This window comes from Staphylococcus massiliensis, assembly GCF_043186315.1.
GTDB lineage: Bacteria > Bacillota > Bacilli > Staphylococcales > Staphylococcaceae > Staphylococcus > Staphylococcus massiliensis.
This window is the reverse complement of record NZ_CP171119.1, coordinates 2,086,082-2,105,305: the sequence shown is the minus strand read 5'-3', so window position 1 is coordinate 2,105,305 and position 19,224 is coordinate 2,086,082. Positions and strand designations below refer to the sequence as shown.

The window sequence follows — 19,224 nt, the reverse complement described above, 5'->3', positions numbered from 1 at the left end:
AGGAGGATTAATCATGGCAGTACCAAAGAGAAGAACGTCTAAGACAAGAAAAAACAAACGCCGTACGCACTTTAAATTATCAGTACCAGGTATGGTAGAATGTTCAAACTGCGGCGAATTAAAATTATCTCACCGTGTATGTAAGAACTGTGGTTCTTATAAAGGTGAAGAAGTTATTTCTAAATAATATCATCTACGTATAATGTAATGTGTTTAATGTATGATTTTTAATCTGGGTCGTGAATGTATATCGCATTTGTGACTCAGTTTTTTTATGGTACATTTTAAGTAAGTCGAATAAAGAATTGAGGGGTATATCTTGCTAAGTATCACTTCAAAACAAAATGTAAAAATTAAAAATGCAAACAAATTAAAGCGCAAAAAAGTGAGAGATGCTGAAGGTAAAGTACTCTTAGAAGGCGTTCACCTTATTGTAGAAGCTTTTCAAAATCAAATCGAAATTGAGCAACTATTTGTCGTACGCGAAGATTTAATTCATGAAGACATCATTCATAAAGCTCAAGAAGTGTACGAAATAAATTTAGATATCGCAGAAGCATTGTCTGACACCGTGACACCTCAAGGCGTATTTGCGGTTATTCAAAAACCGACGTACGAGGTCGCTGATAAAAACCGCGTACTCCTTGTAGACCGTGTTCAAGATCCAGGAAACCTAGGTACAATGATTCGTACAGCTGACGCGGCTGGGTATGATTTAATCGTTATTTCTCGAGGTACGGTTGATCCTTACCAAGATAAAGTTTTACGTGCGAGTCAAGGTAGTGTCTTTCACATTCCGATTGTTAATGAGGACTTATTAACGTTTATTCAAGATTTTGACGGTCCAGTATATGGTACTGCGCTTGAAGACGCCGTTCCTTACAAGGACGTTGAAATTTCAGAACGTTTTTGTTTAATTCTTGGTAATGAGGGCGAGGGCGTTTCGAAAGACCTTCTTAAGGAGACTACGCAAAACTTAACGGTGCCGATTTATGGTCGAGCAGAAAGTTTAAATGTTTCGATTGCAGCAGGGATCTTAATGTATCACTTAAGAGGTTGACCGTTCATGTTAGATTCATTTATAATAAATTTGTAATTTGAATATTAGCGAAGAAAAAGAAGACAACTAGCAACAAAGTAGACAAGGGAGAATAACCGAGACTGAAAGTTATTCCTACTGGGCTAGATTGGTTCACCTTTTTAGCTACTTAAAGAAATTTAAGTCGGATGTCATCATCCGTTATCAATAAATTAAAAGTGTATGCGTATGCATAAATTTGGGTGGTACCACGGAAGACCTTCGTCCCTATTATAGGGCGGAGGTCTTTTTGTATTTAAAGGAGGATACAAATGGAACAAACAGAAGTCATGTCAGAAATTGTGCAACAAGCACATATTGATATTAACGAAGCGGCCGATGAAAAGGCTTTACAAGATGTTAAGGTTAAATATTTAGGTAAAAAAGGATCTGTAACAGGCTTAATGAAACATATGAAAGACCTTCCTAAAGAGGAAAAGCCTGCTTATGGTCAAAAAGTGAACGAAGTACGTCAACAAATTGAAAAGGAAATTGCGGAAAGACAAGAGGTTCTTGAAACTGAACGTCTTAATAAGCAATTAGAAGCTGAGTCAATCGACGTAACGTTACCAGGCCGTCAAATTAAACTCGGTGCGAAACATCCTTTAACGCGCACGATTGAAGAAATTGAAGATTTATTCCTAGGTTTAGGATATGAAATTGTAAATGGTTATGAGGTCGAACAAGATTATTATAACTTCGAAGCTTTAAACCTACCGAAATCACATCCAGCACGTGATATGCAAGATAGCTTTTACATTGAAGATGAAATTTTAATGCGTACACATACATCACCTGTTCAAGCACGCACACTTGAAAAGAAAAAAGGTAAAGGCCCGGTTAAGATCATTTGCCCAGGTAAAGTTTACCGCCGTGATTCAGATGATGCGACGCACAGTCATCAGTTTACTCAAATTGAAGGACTTGTCGTAGCTGAAAATATCAAGATGAGTGATCTTAAAGGTACGTTAGAACTCGTTGCTAAAGCGTTATTTGGCGAAGAACGTGAAATCAGATTACGTCCTAGCTACTTCCCATTTACTGAACCGTCTGTTGAAGTGGACGTATCTTGCTTCAAGTGTGGCGGAGAAGGTTGTAACGTTTGTAAACAATCAGGTTGGATTGAAATCTTAGGATCAGGCATGGTTCACCCTAATGTGTTAGAAATGGCAGGCTTTGATTCAAATAAATATACTGGCTTTGCGTTCGGTATGGGTCCTGACCGTATTGCTATGTTGAAGTATGGCATTGAAGACATCAGACATTTCTATACGAACGATGTACGATTCTTAGAACAATTTAAATCAGTAGAAGATAGAGGTGACGAAAATGCTCGTATCTAAAGAGTGGTTAGAACAATATGTTGAAATAGATGTAACAACTGAAGCATTAGCAGAGCGTATCACACGTTCAGGAATTGAGGTAGATGCTTTACATGACTTTTCACAAGGGATTAAAAATTTAGTGGTAGGTTATGTAGAAGAAAAATCTCTACACCCTGACGCCGATAAGCTAAGTATTTGTAAAGTGAATATTGGTGAAGAGGCGCCAGTTCAAATCGTTTGTGGTGCCAAAAATATTGATCAAGGGCAACATGTTATCGTAGCGACAGTAGGTGGTCGCTTGCCAGGTGGCATTAAAATCAAGCGTGCTAAATTACGTGGTGAAGTATCAGAAGGTATGATCTGTTCTTTACAAGAAATTGGTCTAAATTCGAACGTTGTTCCTAAAGAAGCAGAAGAAGGTATCTTCGTATTTCCTACAGAAGTTGAACCTGGAACGAATGCTTTAGATGCATTATATTTAAATGACCAAGTGATGGAGTTTGATTTAACACCTAACCGTGCAGATGCTTTAAGTATGATCGGTACAGCTTACGAAACCGCAGCACTTTATCAAACAGAGATTCATAAGCCTGAAACTCAATCTAACGAATTAGATGAACAGGCTTCTGAAGAATTATCAGTAAGTATCGAAGCTCAAGACAAGGTTCCTTATTATAGTGCGCGTGTCGTTAAAAATGTAGAAGTGGCACCATCACCTATGTGGATGCAAGCGCGCTTAATGAAAGCTGGCATTCGTCCGATTAATAATGTCGTAGATATCTCGAATTACGTAATGCTTGAATACGGTCAACCTCTTCATATGTTCGATCAAGATCGAATCGGTTCGAAAGAAATTGTCGTACGTCAAGCTCGTGATAATGAAACGATGACAACTTTAGATGATAAAGAAAGAACGTTATTGACTTCTGATTTAGTAATTACTAATGGACAAGAACCTATCGCATTAGCAGGCGTAATGGGTGGAGACTTTTCAGAGGTGACAAACCAAACTACAAATGTCGTAATTGAAGGTGCTATCTTCGACGCTGTATCAATCCGTCATACGTCACGTCGTTTAAACCTACGCAGTGAATCTTCGAGTCGTTTTGAAAAGGGCTTAGCTTTAGAGTTTGTTGATGAAGCGGTAGACCGTGCTTGTTATTTATTAGAAACGTATGCAAGCGGTAAGGTCCTTAAAGCGCGTGTGTCAGATGGTTCATTAGGTGCGTTAACGAAGACGATTGAAATTACGCCTAAGAAGGTTAACGATACAATTGGCTTAAATTTAAATGATCAAGATATCATCGATGTGTTTCTACAGTTAGGATTTAAAGCTGAGAAATCTGAAGGGGACGCTGTTAAGATTCATGTCCCTTCAAGACGTCGTGATATTACCATCCATGCTGACTTAATTGAAGAAGTTGCACGTATTTACGGTTACGATGAAATCCCGTCAACGTTACCTGTCTTTGAAGATGTTACATCTGGTAGTTTAACTGACCGTCAAATGAAGACACGTCTTGTTAAGCAAACGATGGAGGGTGCTGGTTTAAATCAAGCGATGACATATGCACTCGTTGACGAAGCGCGTGCTAAAGATTTTAGTATGTCTGATAAAGATACAACACAGCTACTAATGCCAATGAGTGAAGCGCATTCTACGTTACGTCAAAGTTTATTACCTCATTTAATTGATGCTGCAAGTTATAACGTGGCACGTAAGAATCATGACGTCATGCTTTATGAAATTGGTCGCGTATTTTTCAGTAATGGAAAAGGCCAATTGCCGGACGAAGTCGAATATCTAAGTGGTATTATGACGGGTGAGTATGTGTCAAATCTATGGCAACAAAAGAAAGAAGAAGTTGATTTCTTCTTAGTAAAAGGTGTTGTAGAGCGTGTAGCTGAAAAGCTCGATCTAACATTCGATTATCAAAAAGCTCATATTGATGGCTTGCATCCAGGACGTACAGCTGAAATTTTATTAGACGGCGATGTAGTAGGATTTATCGGTGAGTTACACCCAAGTGTACAAAAAGATTACGACTTAAAACGTACGTATGTCTTTGAAATCAATTACGATAAACTTATGGAAACATCTGTAGGCTATATTAATTATGAACCTATTCCTAAATTCCCAGGCGTAACTCGTGACATTGCTTTAGTGGTTGATCGTGATGTAGAAGGTGCAGAACTAGTTAAAATTATTAAAGATAATGGCAAAGATATCCTTCAAGATGCGCTTGTCTTCGATGTTTATCAAGGTGAACATATGGAAGAAGGTAAGAAGTCTGTAGCGATACGATTATCTTACTTAAATAAAGAAGAAACACTTACTGAAGAACAAGTTACGCAAGTGCATAATGGTATTCTAGAAGCACTTGAAAATAATGGTGCTACATTACGTGGTTAATTAGAGCTATAAGAGTTTGGGTTCATGCCCGAGCTCTTTTTTTAATATTTATGTTTTTTTATTCGTGATCTGTAATATAAAATAAATATTGTTTACATTTATAAATGAATGGTGTATTATGTAAATATAAAACACCCATCCATTTTTGTTGAAACCATTAGGTGGAAAGTATAGAACATATTGAACTCCCGTTAAGCAAGTTCAACTATATGTTTACCAACAGCTTGCTAACTAATGTCTCTACACATTAGCTAGCTTATTTTTTAATCTTTCTTGCGTAATACCATATGACAATTTTTTGAAACAATAATGAAATACCAATAGTGATTTAAATACTTAAATCAAATATTTTACTCCTTTCCACCTTAGTTTTCGTAAAATGTATTGAGTGAACCAAGAGTCTGGGACATAAGTCGTGAAATAGAGCATTTAAGCTTTATTTCATACAATTCTCAAAACAGCTGACTCAGAGGGCGGGGCCCTGGCAAAGAAATTTGCGTAGCAAATTAACAAGCTATGCAAGCCGGGGCTCTTCCTCATGAACAAAGAAGCCTGAGCTTCTTTGTAAGTCCAACTATCGTATTGAAAATACGAGTTGGGCTTTAGGAGACTACAGGCTCCGGCCATGCCCCAGGAAAGCATGCTGTTTAAGGGAATTGTAGTATTATGTCTCAGCCTCTTTTATTCAAGTAAAATACGTTGTAATTTTCAATTAATAATATAAAATAAAAATCATTTACTTTTATTACTAAGCAGTGTATAATAAAAATATAAAAAAAACCTAGCTATTTTAAAGGATTTACTAGGTGGAAAAATATAGAACATATCGAACTCGCGTTAAACAAGTTCAACTATATGTTTACCAACAGCTTGCTAGCTAATGTCCTCACACATTAGCTAGCTTATTTTTTAATCTTTCTTGCGTAGTACCATATGACAATTACTTGAAACAATAATGAAATACTAAAAGTTATTTCAATACTTAATTCAATTAAAATTCTCATCGTACCACCTCCAATACCAACACATAAATAGCTGGAGGTAAACGCATAACTGTTGCTACATTTTTATTGATTAAATTATATTATAAATAAAAAATAAAAGATGGTGTTATTTTAATACGCATTAAAAATAAATACTATATTCTAGGGCTTTTTAAAAAAAGGGATTTAAAAATGCCTGAAATCGCGAAATACAAGGGCATGACAAAAAATATTCTGAAATTTCAAAAAATCTATTGACAATCTTGAGTAATATAGTAAGATTAGTTGTACCGATAATTAAATATTCTGAATCTTATCCAGAGAGGTGGAGGGAAAGGCCCTTTGAAACCTCGGCAACAGGCTCAATCGTTTTTGAAAACTGTGCCAATTCCTGCAACGTGAAGTTGTAAAGATGAGACAAGTAGTATTCGAACCTATGGACTTGTCTTATCCATAGGTTTTTTATTTTAGTTTTAAGGAGGCATTACATTGATAGAGTTCAAAGGGGTAAATAAATCCTTTTATAAAAATACGCTAGAAATACAGGCGTTAAAGGATATTGACTTAAAGGTAGCCCAAAAAGATATTTATGGCGTTATTGGATATAGTGGTGCTGGTAAAAGTACGTTAATACGCCTAGTTAACCAACTTGAAAAGCCAACATCTGGTGATGTAATTGTGGATGGCCAGAGAATGAATCAACTCAAACCCAAGCAACTTCGTTTAGTAAAGAAAGATATCGGTATGATTTTTCAACACTTTAATCTTTTAAACTCAAAATCAGTCTTTTACAACGTGGCAATACCACTCATTCTTCAAAAGAGATCAAAATCGTACATCAATCAAAAGGTTTCTGAAATGTTAGCCTTTGTTGGTCTTGAAGATAAAGGTAAACAATTTCCGAATGAATTATCTGGTGGTCAAAAGCAGCGTGTAGCAATAGCACGTGCACTCGTAACAGATCCAAAAATTCTTCTTTGTGACGAAGCGACAAGTGCGTTAGATCCTTCAACAACAGAATCAATTTTAAATTTGTTGAGGAAGGTTAACCAATCTTTAGATGTCACAATTCTTTTAATCACACATGAAATGAGTGTGATTCAACAAATTTGTAATAAGGTCGCAGTAATGGAAAGAGGGCGCGTAATAGAACATGGAGATGTATTAAAGGTACTAGGCCATCCTCAAACAGAAACTGCTAAAAGCTTTATTTCAACGATTATAAAAACGGACTTGCCTGAGTCATTAAAAGCTCATCTTCCTTCTACTCAAAATGTTGTAGATATCAAATTATACCTTGAAGGTAAGCAAATTGGTGATCAGATATTACAGCATCTTATTAGGAACTTAAATTTAGATGTTAATTTAATTTACGCATCGATGACAGAAATCCAAGGTACTTCAGTAGGCTATTTAACACTACGATTTAACGAACCTACTGATCAAATAAACAAGGCTTATGATTACTTTAATATACATAATATTGAATATGAAGAGGTGATATAACATGCTTGGTTCTTCTATCGATGTTTCACAATTATTTGAAGCGTTATATCAAACGCTATTAATGGTTTCTATTTCATTAGTATTGGGTGCGCTAATTGGTGTTCCTCTTGGTATCTTACTTGTTATCACGAAAAAGGGTGGTATTTGGGAGCAAACATTTATTTATCATTTACTTAACCCAATTATTAATGTACTACGTTCATTACCTTTCATTATTTTACTTATTGCGATAGTGCCTTTTACGAAGCTTATTGTGGGGACGTCAATTGGTACTGAAGCTGCCATTGTACCTTTAACGGTTTATGTGGCACCTTACATCGCACGTTTGGTAGAGAACTCTTTACTTGAAGTGAATAGTGGCGTTATTGAGGCATCACAAGCAATGGGTGCTTCACCTTTTCAAATCATAAGATATTTCTTACTACCAGAGGCACTTGGTTCACTTATTTTAGCACTGACAACTTCAATTATTGGACTTATCGGTGCGACTGCAATGGCCGGTGCTGTTGGAGGCGGAGGTATTGGTGACCTAGCTTTAGCATACGGTTACCAAAGATTTGACACGATGGTTATTATTATCACCGTTGTCATTCTGGTTGTAATGGTTCAACTTATTCAATCATTAGGTAATTTACTCGCTAGAAAAGTAAGGAAAAATTAATAACAAAGGGGAAATTTAAATTGAAAAAATTACTAGCATTAAGTTTAGTCATCATCTTATTTATAGCTGCTTGTGGCAATAAAGGTGATAGTAAGAAAGTTACAGTAGGTGTTGCATCGAACGATACTAAAGCTTGGGAGAAAGTTAAAGAACTTGCTAAAGAAGAAGATATTGACTTAGAGATTAAACAATTCTCTGATTATAATGTTCCGAATAAGGCTTTATCAGATGGGGATATCGACATGAACGCTTTCCAACACTTTGCGTTTTTAAATCAGTTCCAAGAAGCGAATAAAGGTACAGATATCACACCAATTAGAACGACTGTACTTGCGCCATTAGGTATCTATTCTAAAAAGCACAAAGACGTTAAAGATAATAAAGATGGTGCTCAAGTCATCATTCCGAACGATGTTTCTAACCAAGCACGTGCATTAAAACTTTTAGAAAAAGCTGGTCTGATCAAATTAGATAAAGACTTTGGCTTAACAGGTTCACCTAAACAGATTAAAGAAAACCCTAAAAATCTAAAAATTAAAGCAGTTGATGCTCAACAAACTGCTAGAGCTCTAGATGAAGTAGATATTTCTATAATTAACAATGGTGTTGCTACTAAAGCAGGTCTAGATGCTAAGAAAGACCCAATTTACTTAGAAAGTTCAAAAGGTGAAGCAACTAAGCCTTATATTAACTTTATAGCTGTAAACACTAAAGACAAAGATAACAAAACATACAAACGTATTGCTGAATTATACCATTCAAAAGAAGCTAAAGAAGCGTTAAAAGAAGATACAAAAGATGGCGAAATCATCGTCGACCTTAAACAAGATGAAATTGATAAAATTCAAAAGAGCTTAAAATAATTATATTGCAGATATAAAAACGAGCCTAAGTACTCAATTGAATACTTAGGCTCGTTTATTTTTATATTATTCTTCTACTTACTTCGTTTATAAATTCGATACATGATAAATAACGTTATAGCGAGTATGAACGTTAACAAGAATAGAATCGAAACGATAATTAATAACAGATTGTCCATGATTTTGTCTTTAAGGGTATCAACTTTCTCTACACCAACTGATGGTGCTTTAGTTCCCTTAATAAATGAACGATCGTAATCGAGTTCAATACGTCCTTCATTAATCTTATAAGAGTAATTTTTCATATTTTTAGGTACGACATCATATAAATCTGTTTTAACATCATACACCTTATCATTAATTTCATGTCTACCTTTGGATAAGACTTTCTTATATTCGTATTTCTCTCTCATTTGTTTAACATAACGATTTGCGATGGTGTGACGCATTTTCTCAGCATCATCACTAGGGTATGGTTTCACATTGAGCACGACAACATTTAACCTTAAGTTATCTTTATGATTTGTGAGAGCTAAATTATACCCATTATCGCTAGTTCCAGTTTTTAAACCATCTGAACCTTTAAATCCTCGACTTTCTCCAGGTAAAGATAAATTTGTCGTTCGCATTTTACGTCCTTTTTGAACATCCGCATTCAATTTAGAGTAATTCAATACTTGTTTATGGTCTTTCAACAAGTGATGCATTAATAAACTTAAATCTTCAGCAGTCGTAGAGGTCTTAAGTTCTTTCCTATAGTCTATAGGTTCAAACGGTTTTAGTAAGTCGTTTGATGCACCAGTTGGATTTACAAAATGTGTGTGCGTCATACCTAAGGCTTTCGCTTTGTCATTCATTCGATGCGTAAATTTAGAAGGGCTACCAGCGATTTTGCGACCTAAAACCATGGTTGCTGCATTACTTGAAACAATAGCCGTTTGCTTTAATAGTTGGTCAATCGTATACGTTTCGCCCGCATTTAATTTAAAGGATGCTAAACTTGGCATCTTTGAAAGCTTCTCTTCTTTAGGTGTAATTTTAACCGTATCATCTAAACTTAAATTGCCATTCTCAACTTGTTCAAGTGTTAGATACATGGTCATCATTTTAGTTAAAGAAGCTGGATCGACCTGGCTCTTATAGTGATATTGGTATAAAATTTGTCCGCTTTCCGTTGTGACTGCAAGCGCATTAGGTGTGTATTGTTTACTAATACGATGATCTTGGTTGATAGGTTCTAAAGGTGACGTCTTGCTATAAATATGAGTGGGAAACACCAAATTTAAAATAAGCAATAAACCTAAAATGATATGTAACTTTCTCATCACAGGAATCCTTTCACTTTATTATAAATTTTTTAGGTTATCGATTTCTCATAAGTTACTTTGTATGTGCGTATAGCTTCTATTTTAACAAATAAAAGTTGTATTAGGTTTAAATTGCTTTAAATTAATTGTAAAAAAGACGTATATTTTTATTCTTTTTTGTGAAAAGTCTTTTAAATATACGTCTGAGTAAATATTATTTATTTTTAAAAAGCTTTTTAGAAATATACCAAAGTAAATAACCAAATATGCATATGCCAAAAATAACTTGAATTAACAACATTGTACTCATTTTGAATGACCCCTTTTGTTTAAAATATCTAATGCTTTGTCTCTATTTTTGAAATGACGCTTTGAGTAAGTGTCTAAAGTATTAATATCGTATTTTTGAATCAATTTAGCTGCTTGAAGATCGACTTTCGCACTCGCACCTTTAGGTATATCGAGTTTAAGTTTATGCTCTATTTGTTCCATATGTTTAACAAAAGCATATCTTGAAATAATACTCGCCACAGCTATACTTAATGACTTAGACTCGCCTTTAGTTTCGAATTTTGTCTTCTTATCGCAAGGTATCTCAGTTAAAGCGTAATGCTTATAGACTTCTCTTTTCGCAAATTGATCAATAACGATGTAATCAAGTTCTGTTTGGTCAATTTTATTGAGAACGTTAGTGATACACGCATTGTGTAACACGGCTTTCATCTTAACCTGAGACCAACCGAGTGCTTTACGTTCATTATACTTTACATTATCTAAAGTAATGAGCGAATGTGGAATAAACGTGACGAGTTGTTCAGCTAATTCAACAATCTTGGTGTCGTTGAGACGTTTTGAATCATCAACACCAAGTGTTTTAAGTAGGGGAATTTGATCTTTAGAAACGTAACTCGCACAAACTGTTAATGGTCCAAAATAATCTCCGCTACCTGCTTCATCACTACCGATACAACTATATTGATTATAGGGAATTGTTGGATGGGATGATGCGCTTGATGGTGTACTTTGAGATGCTTGATGGCCAAGTAATTGGTTTGAAACTTCTTGTGCTGTTTTACCTTGAAACATGACTTTATTCGAATTATAAATATTTATCGTAACACCTTTGTATTTGCACTTTGCTTTCATACCTTGAGGTAGCTTTGACTGTTCGAATTTAATCTTAGACATAAGCTGTTTGATTTCTGTATCTTTTAATTTTAAAACTACGTTTGTCATATGACTTCCTCACTTTAATAAACTTATATACATCATATCATAACAAGGATAAACGTATATATGACTTATAGGGCTTTTCAAAGGGGAAGGGTTAATGAAATAAGCGAGATTTCTAAATATGAGAAAGTTATAAAAGCATACACAAAATAATTTAACTCATGTATAATAATAATTGATGAATTGAAGTAAAGAATTAAGTCAGGAGAATCTAAATGGGTGAATTTAAAAATCGAATTAATGTAACGATAAACGATCGTAATTACACGATTGTTGGTGAAGATAATCCAGAACACATTAGGCATGTGGCACATCTTGTTGACGATAAACTGAATGAATTAGGTCGTAAGAGTGCAGGGCTTGATACGACGCGTAAAGCTGTCTTAACGGCGGTTAATATCATGCATGATTATGTGAAATTAGAAGAAGAGCATGAACGTCTTAAACAAGAAGTGAAGCGTCTTAAAGACCAAGGTGAATAATTCTTGATTATTGTGTTGTTCGTTCTAATCGCTTATGCGATAGGTTTTATGATGGGGATTCATCGCGGTGTCATGTATAATGGGTTACATCTATTAACTACTTTGATTTCGATTTATTTCGCGCGTTTATGGTATCAAAGTTTAGGGCCGAAACTTAATCTTGTGCTACCATACCCAGCTACTAAAGCCTATGATATGCATTTCTTTATAGACATCTATGATAGAGAACATCGATTTGATGCATTTGTTGCTTTTATATTGATATTTTTACTTTCCAAGCTAACTTTTTATATGATTATCTCAGTATTTGAACGTAAGCGATACCAAAGGCGTATCTCACGTTTAAGTCGTTTATTAGGGGCAATCATTGGAGTCATACCGATCACAATTTATATACAATTCACCCTAATTTGTATGACCTTGTATCCACATAATATGTTTCAAAATGCATTAATTCATTCTAAAATTGCACAATTTTACGTTTGGATTACACCAATTTATACGTTTTTCTTATGAAGTCTTGAAAATTAAAATAACCGAGTCATAGGCCTAAAACTTCCTATGACTTTTTTTAATGAGGTGCTTAAAATGACGAAAAAGGATTTAATTAAATTATTAGAAGACATTGCAACATATATGGAGTTAAAAGGGGAGAATCCTTTTAAAGTGTCTGCTTATCGAAAGGCAAGTCAAAGTCTTGAAATAGATGAACGCACAATTGAAGAAATTGACGACGTCACTGAGCTTAAAGGTATTGGTAAAGGTGTCGGGGACGTATTAAACGACTACATGGAAAATGGAGAATCTGAGACGTTAAACGCGCTAAAAAAAGAAGTGCCGAGTGGACTTGTCCCATTACTTAAAATACAAGGTTTAGGTAGCAAGAAAATTGCGAAGCTCTATCAAGAATTAAATATTACGGATAAAGCGTCTCTACTAGAAGCATGCGAAAAAGGTAAAGTAAGTGAACTTAAAGGCTTCGCTAAGAAGACTGAAGCTAATATTTTAGAAGCTGTTCAAGCGATGAGTCAACGTAAAGAACGCTATCCTATTGATACGATGATTAAACTTAAAGATGAAGTTGCGGCGTATTTAGAAGATATTGAAGACATTGAACGCTTTGAGTTCGCAGGTAGCTTCCGTCGTATGAAAGAACAAAGTAAAGATTTAGATGTCATCATAAGTACAACGGCGCCAGATAAAGTCCAAGCAGCGCTTTTAAAATTCGACATCTTAACGAAAGAGGTTGCTGTTGGTGATACTAAAGTTTCGATTGAAGTCGAATTTGATGATGAAATTATAGGAATAGACTTAAGAATGATAGAACCTAAAGCCTTCTATCATACGCTTCAACACTTCACAGGGTCAAAAGACCACAACATTCGTATTCGTCAAATTGCGAAAGAGACGAATGAAAAGGTAAGCGAGTATGGTATTGAACAAGAAGATGGTTCGCTACTTCAATTTGATAGTGAAGAAGCTATCTATGAGCATTTCAAGGCACCATGGATTCCACCTACAATGCGAGAGGATGGCTCGGAATTTGATAAAGATTTATCTCAAATCGTACAGCTTTCTGATATCAATGGTGATATTCATATGCATACGACTGCAAGTGACGGTGCTTATCGTTTAGAAGACATGGTTAAGGCGAACATCAAAAAGGGTTATCAATTCATGGTGATTACTGATCACTCTCAAAGCCTTAAAGTCGCTAACGGTCTCTCAGCTGAACGCCTTCTAAAACAAAACGAAGAAATCAAAGCATTAAACAAGAAGTATGATGAAATCGATATTTATTCTGGTATTGAAATGGATATCTTAAGTGATGGTACGCTTGATTACGATGATAGCGTTCTTAAAGAGCTTGATTATGTGATCGCGGCGATTCATCAGAGCTTTAATCAATCAGAAGAAGAAATCATGCATCGCCTTGAACAAGCATGTCAGAACCCATATGTAAGACATATTGCGCATCCTACTGGTCGTATCATCGGTCGACGTGATGGTTATAAAGTTAACATGGATAAATTGATAGATATCGCAGAGAAAACGAACACGATTCTTGAGATTAATGCGAATCCTAAACGTCTTGATTTAAGTGCGGATGTACTTAAAAAGCATAAGAACATTCATGTAACGATAAATACAGATGCGCATCATGTTGATCATTTAGACTTTATGAAGTATGGTGTTGCGACTGCACAGAAAGGCTTTGTGACGAAAGACCGTGTACTTAATACGAAATCACGTGAAGACTTTAAATCATTTATTGAAAACAACATTAAACTTTAGAAATAGAGGGATTTTATGAGACAGAAAACACTCGATGTCTTAGAATTCGACAAAATTAAAGCAACCATACAAAATGAAACGATTAGTGAACTAGGTGCTTTAAAAGTAAAAGCGATGAAACCAAGTACAGACTTTGATGAAGTGGTTCATCAAATGGAAGAAACAGATGAAATATCTCAAATTTACAATAAACGTAGAATGCCAAGTTTATCAGGATTGAGTAAAATTTCTGATTATGTGAAACGTGCAACTATTGGTAGCGTACTGAACGTTAAAGAACTTAATGCCATTAAACGCGTGATTCAAGTTCAAAATCAATTTAAAACATTTTACAATCAAATGGTTGAAGAAGATGAAAAAATCGTATATCCCATATTAAATGAACAAATTGAACAATTGCCTGTTTTAACGGATTTATATCAAACCATTCATCAAACGTGTGATGAATCTGACTTATTCGATGACGCGAGTCCAACGCTTCACTCAATTAGAAGTAAAATTTCTACGACGAATCACCGTATTAGACAACAACTTGATAAAATCGTTAAATCGCAGTCCAATCAGAAGAAATTGTCTGATGCAATTGTGACCGTACGTAATGATCGAAACGTTATTCCAGTTAAAGCAGAATATCGTCAGGATTTTAACGGTATCGTGCATGACCAATCTGCTTCAGGACAAACACTTTATATCGAACCTTCATCAGTTGTTGAAATGAACAATCAGATTAGTCGCTTGAGAAGTGAAGAAGACACGGAACGTGCTCGCATTTTAACAGAGCTAACGACACTTGTAGCAACGGACAGCGAAGGTTGTTTAAGTGCAGAGTCTATTATGGGGCATATTGACTTCCTTACAGCAAAAGCCCGCTATGCAAGATCTATCAAAGGTACTAAACCTACCTTCACGACTAACCGTGACATATACTTGCCTAAAGCGTTTCATCCATTATTAGATGCTGAAACTGTCGTAAGTAATACGATTGAATTTGAGCCAGATATTGAAACGGTTATTATTACAGGGCCAAACACGGGTGGTAAAACAGTGACGTTAAAAACACTTGGATTAATTATTATCATGGCTCAGTCAGGTTTATTAATTCCTACATTAGATGGTAGTAAACTCGGTGTCTTCGACCATGTCTTTTGTGATATTGGTGACGAACAATCGATTGAACAATCGCTTTCAACTTTTTCATCTCACATGAAAACGATAGTAAATATCTTAGATGAAGCAAATCAAAACAGCTTAATCTTATTTGATGAACTTGGTGCAGGTACGGATCCTACTGAAGGTGCGACACTTGCGATGAGTATTTTAGACTATGTACACGAAATTGGTTCACTCGTTATGGCGACAACGCACTATCCTGAACTTAAAGCTTACAGTTATAACCGTGAAGGCGTTATGAATGCAAGTGTCGAATTCGATGTGAATACGTTAAGCCCGACTTATAAATTATTGATGGGCGTACCTGGTCGTTCGAATGCTTTCGAAATTTCTAAGCGTCTAGGCCTAAAACTACAGATTATTAATCATGCGAAATCTATGGTTGGCCATGATGAAAAAGAAATTAATGCGATGATTGAATCGTTAGAACGTAATACAAAGCGTGTCGATGAACAAAAGATTGAACTCGATGCCTTAATTCGCGAAGCTGAAACGATGCATAAAGAACTTGATCAAACCTATACTGCTTATCAAAATTATGAGAAGCGTCTAATGGAACAAGCTAAAGAAAAAGCCAATCAACGTGTTAAAGAAGCGACTAAGGAAGCAGATACGATTCTAAAAGAATTAAGACAGATGCGTGATAAAAAAGGCGTAGATGTTAAAGAGCATGAGCTCATTGATAAGAAAAAACGACTCGAAAATCAATACGAAGCGGATTCACTAAAAGCGAATGTTAAAAAGAAAAAATGGGATAAAATCAAAGCAGGCGATGAAGTCAAGGTATTGTCATATGGTCAAAAAGGTGAAGTCCTTGAGTTACTAGATGATGACGAAGCAGTCGTTCAAATGGGTATCATTAAAATGAAATTACCGCTTAACGATTTAGAGAAGAAAGAAAAGCAGAAAGAGAAGCCGTCTAAAATGGTGACCCGTCACAATCGCACATCCGTTAAAATGGAACTTGATTTAAGAGGGTATCGTTATGAAGATGCGTTAATCGAACTTGACCAATATCTAGACCAAGCGGTACTTAGCAATTATGAAAATGTATACATTATACATGGTAAAGGTACTGGTGCCCTTCAAAAAGGTGTCCAAAAACACTTGAAACGTCATAAAAGTATCGCTTCGTTCCGCTCTGGTGTGCCAAGTGAAGGTGGCTTTGGCGTGACCGTTGCAGAATTAAAATAATTTGAGCAATCAAAATGCAATAATAAATAAACTCTGTTATACTTTGTTCATCATTAAATTCAAGGAGGGAATCTTCTTATGGCACTTATTAAAGTAACTGATTCTAATTTTGAAGAACAAATTAAAGAAGGCGTTAATCTTGTGGACTTTTGGGCAACTTGGTGTGGCCCATGTAAAATGATCGCGCCTGTTCTTGAAGAACTTGCTGAAGATTATGACGGTAAAGCTAACATTCTAAAATTAGACGTTGATGAAAACCAATCAACTGCTGCTAAATATGAAGTTATGAGTATTCCAACTTTAGTCTTATTTAAAGACGGCGAGCCAGTTGACAAAGTTGTTGGCTTCCAACCTAAAGAAAACTTAGCTGAAGTTATCGATAAACATCTATAAATTTAAACTTCTTATTTTAAATATTGATTTAGATTAAGAATAAATCACAGGCTGGGACATTTGTTCTTGCCTGTTTTTTTGGTAATCCTTATGACTATGGAATAAGGGTTCTCATCAGTCGCGGTTGGTTTGAAGTTAAATGACGCTTATCATGATTGCTTAATATGACTTAATGCGGGAGGTTGCTTTCGTTTTGAGTGTCCTTTTTGAAAAGTGCCATGGGACATTTTAAGCTATTTTTGAATTGTTATTAAGGTATACCTTAATTTGACAGTATCTATGAATTTAAATAGGGGTATATACCTATCGAAAGGGCTTTTGCTAGAAAGGCATCCCAAAAGAGGTCAATAAGATGTTTCTAAAAAGTAATGTGGGTGCTCGAGCGTGGCCAATCAGATATTGATGTGAACCATTTAAGTAGGTGAGATTATGGAAGACTATAAAGAAAAGATTAGGAATAAATTAGACTTGGTCCCTATGGATCCAGGTTGTTATTTAATGAAAGATCGTAATAATCAGGTTATTTATGTCGGAAAGGCGAAGCGACTTAGAAACCGATTGCGTTCATACTTCACAGGCGCGCATGACGCTAAGACCACGCGTTTAGTCGGTGAAATTCGAAATTTCGAATTTATCGTAACGTCGAGTGAAATCGAATCGTTACTCCTAGAATTAAACTTAATCAAACAATACCAACCTCGTTACAATATTCTTCTTAAAGACGACAAAAGTTATCCATTTATCAAAATCACAAAAGAAAAACATCCAAGGTTGCTTGTTACGAGAACGGTTAAACCTAAAACTGGTAAGTATTTTGGACCTTATCCAAATGCTTATTCAGCACAAGAAACGAAGAAACTACTGAATCGTATTTATCCATTTCGAAAATGTGATAAAATGCCTGACCGTTTATGCTTGTATTACCACATCGGTCAATGTTTAGGTCCGTGTGTTAAAAAAGTTGATCAGAGTAATTATGATGAAATGATTAAAGGTGTGACGGACTTTCTCAATGGGGAAGATCATACCATAACTGAAAACCTTGAAAAGCGTATGCTTAAAGCAAGTGAAGATTTAGACTTCGAACAAGCTAAAGAATATCGAGATTTACTCCAACACATTCAAAACTTAATGAAGAAACAAAAAATTATGTCGAGTGACCAAACGATACGTGACGTATTTGGTTACAGTGTTTCTAAAGGATGGATGTGCGTTCAAGTTTTCTTTATTAGACAAGGTAATATTATTGAACGTGATACGACGATGATTCCAATTCAACAAACGCACGAAGAAGAATTCTATACATTTATCGGTCAGTTCTATGAACTTAATCAGCACATTCTACCTAAAGAGGTTCATATACCTAATGATCTTGATTCTAAAATGGTAGAATCTGTGGTTAATACGAAGGTAGTGAAACCGAAACGTGGTCCTAAGAAGGATCTCGTACAACTTGCGATTAAAAATGCGTCTATTTCGCTTAACAATAAATTTGAAATGATTGCGCGTGACGAATCTCGAACGATCAAGGCGATTGAAGAAATTGGTGATGCGATGCAAATTCAAACCCCAATTCGAATTGAAGCATTTGATAATTCTAACATTCAAGGTGTAGACCCCGTGTCCGCAATGGTGTCATTTGTAGATGGTAAGCCAGATAAAAAGGGTTATCGTAAGTTTAAAATCAAATCTGTAGAAGGCCCAGATGATTACAAGTCTATGCAAGAAGCGGTTCGTAGACGTTACACACGTGTACTAAATGAAGGGTTACCATTGCCCGACTTGATTATCATCGATGGTGGTAAAGGGCATATGTCTTCAGTTAATGATGTCTTAATGAATGAACTTGGACTTGATATACCTATTGCTGGTTTACGTAAGAACGAAAAGCACCAAACATCAGAATTGTTATATGGTGAAGAGGCTAACGTGATTCCTTTAAAAAAGAACAGCCAAGCATTCTACTTACTGCAACGTATTCAAGATGAAGTCCATCGCTTTGCGATAACGTTCCACCGCAAAACACGTCAAAAGACTGGAATGAAATCTGTACTCGATCAAGTTGAAGGTATTGGACCTAAAAGACGTACGCAATTGCTACGTAAATTTGGTTCAATTAAGAAGATGAAAGAGGCTGAAATTAGCGATTTTACAGATATTGGATTACCTAATAAAGTCGCTCATAACTTAGTTTCAGCTTTAAATCAATCTAAAAGTTGATAAATTTGATATGAGAATCATTCTCATGCCCAAAAACACTTAATTTAGTGTTACAATGTTAAGAGTAAGATTTCTTTTTTAAGAATATTTGAAAACGATTT

At 35.4% G+C, this 19,224-nt stretch carries 15 protein-coding genes and 1 riboswitch; of the genes, 13 read left to right on the top strand and 2 right to left on the bottom strand.

What is annotated here, in order from left to right; genetic code table 11:
• Positions 1 to 13 precede the first annotated feature (13 nt).
• The 7 genes from rpmF (at position 14) to gmpC (ending at position 8,829) form a co-directional block, all read left to right on the top strand.
• Positions 14 to 187 carry a 50S ribosomal protein L32 gene (rpmF, locus tag ACF3N8_RS10125; protein WP_009384471.1) on the top strand — a complete coding sequence of 58 codons (174 nt, stop codon included), beginning with the start codon at positions 14 to 16 and terminating at the stop codon, positions 185 to 187.
• Positions 188 to 319: 132 nt separating this feature from the next.
• A complete protein-coding gene (locus tag ACF3N8_RS10120; RefSeq protein WP_009384472.1) occupies positions 320 to 1,060 on the top strand; it encodes an RNA methyltransferase in 741 nt (246 codons plus the stop codon).
• Positions 1,061 to 1,350: 290 nt separating this feature from the next.
• Positions 1,351 to 2,421: a phenylalanine--tRNA ligase subunit alpha gene (pheS, locus tag ACF3N8_RS10115; RefSeq protein ID WP_238093644.1), complete on the top strand. Its 1,071-nt coding sequence runs from the start codon at positions 1,351 to 1,353 to the stop codon at positions 2,419 to 2,421.
• Positions 2,408 to 4,816 carry a phenylalanine--tRNA ligase subunit beta gene (gene pheT, locus ACF3N8_RS10110; protein WP_392449892.1) on the top strand — a complete coding sequence of 803 codons (2,409 nt, stop codon included), beginning with the start codon at positions 2,408 to 2,410 and terminating at the stop codon, positions 4,814 to 4,816. Before pheS ends, pheT begins: the two co-directional genes overlap by 14 nt.
• Before the next feature lie 1,293 nt (positions 4,817 to 6,109).
• A riboswitch (SAM riboswitch) is annotated at positions 6,110 to 6,218 on the top strand.
• Positions 6,219 to 6,288: 70 nt separating this feature from the next.
• Entirely contained in the window at positions 6,289 to 7,305 is a 1,017-nt protein-coding gene (locus ACF3N8_RS10105) for a methionine ABC transporter ATP-binding protein (RefSeq protein WP_238101755.1), read from the top strand.
• Between the two features lies 1 nt (position 7,306).
• Positions 7,307 to 7,966, top strand: a complete 660-nt coding sequence (locus ACF3N8_RS10100) for a methionine ABC transporter permease (RefSeq protein WP_009384481.1) — start codon at positions 7,307 to 7,309, stop codon at positions 7,964 to 7,966.
• 20 nt (positions 7,967 to 7,986) lie between these two features.
• Entirely contained in the window at positions 7,987 to 8,829 is an 843-nt protein-coding gene (gene gmpC / locus ACF3N8_RS10095) for a dipeptide ABC transporter glycylmethionine-binding lipoprotein (RefSeq protein WP_392449890.1), read from the top strand.
• A 74-nt stretch (positions 8,830 to 8,903) separates the two neighbouring features.
• On the opposite strand, the gene ACF3N8_RS10090 is transcribed toward gmpC, so the two are convergent.
• Together ACF3N8_RS10090 and rnhC are read right to left on the bottom strand one after the other, a co-directional pair.
• Positions 8,904 to 10,154: a DUF1958 domain-containing protein gene (locus ACF3N8_RS10090; RefSeq protein ID WP_238101182.1), complete on the bottom strand. Its 1,251-nt coding sequence runs from the start codon at positions 10,152 to 10,154 to the stop codon at positions 8,904 to 8,906.
• Between the two features lie 288 nt (positions 10,155 to 10,442).
• On the bottom strand, positions 10,443 to 11,372 hold the full coding sequence (gene rnhC, locus ACF3N8_RS10085; protein ID WP_009384487.1) for a ribonuclease HIII: 930 nt from the start codon (positions 11,370 to 11,372) through the stop codon (positions 10,443 to 10,445).
• 212 nt (positions 11,373 to 11,584) lie between these two features.
• Between rnhC and zapA the strand changes: the two genes are divergently transcribed.
• From zapA to uvrC, 6 genes are all read left to right on the top strand, one after another.
• Positions 11,585 to 11,851, top strand: coding sequence for a cell division protein ZapA (gene zapA, locus ACF3N8_RS10080; protein WP_009384489.1), 267 nt, complete (start codon positions 11,585 to 11,587; stop codon positions 11,849 to 11,851).
• Between the two features lie 12 nt (positions 11,852 to 11,863).
• Positions 11,864 to 12,367: a CvpA family protein gene (locus tag ACF3N8_RS10075; protein ID WP_238093937.1), complete on the top strand. Its 504-nt coding sequence runs from the start codon at positions 11,864 to 11,866 to the stop codon at positions 12,365 to 12,367.
• Positions 12,368 to 12,439: 72 nt separating this feature from the next.
• Complete coding sequence (gene polX, locus ACF3N8_RS10070) at positions 12,440 to 14,146, top strand: DNA polymerase/3'-5' exonuclease PolX (protein ID WP_009384493.1); 1,707 nt, start codon at positions 12,440 to 12,442, stop codon at positions 14,144 to 14,146.
• 15 nt (positions 14,147 to 14,161) lie between these two features.
• Positions 14,162 to 16,510, top strand: coding sequence for an endonuclease MutS2 (locus ACF3N8_RS10065; protein ID WP_009384494.1), 2,349 nt, complete (start codon positions 14,162 to 14,164; stop codon positions 16,508 to 16,510).
• 78 nt (positions 16,511 to 16,588) lie between these two features.
• Positions 16,589 to 16,903 carry a thioredoxin gene (gene trxA, locus ACF3N8_RS10060; RefSeq protein ID WP_009384495.1) on the top strand — a complete coding sequence of 105 codons (315 nt, stop codon included), beginning with the start codon at positions 16,589 to 16,591 and terminating at the stop codon, positions 16,901 to 16,903.
• 429 nt (positions 16,904 to 17,332) lie between these two features.
• Entirely contained in the window at positions 17,333 to 19,123 is a 1,791-nt protein-coding gene (uvrC, locus tag ACF3N8_RS10055; RefSeq protein ID WP_009384497.1) for an excinuclease ABC subunit UvrC, read from the top strand.
• Positions 19,124 to 19,224: the final 101 nt, after the last annotated feature.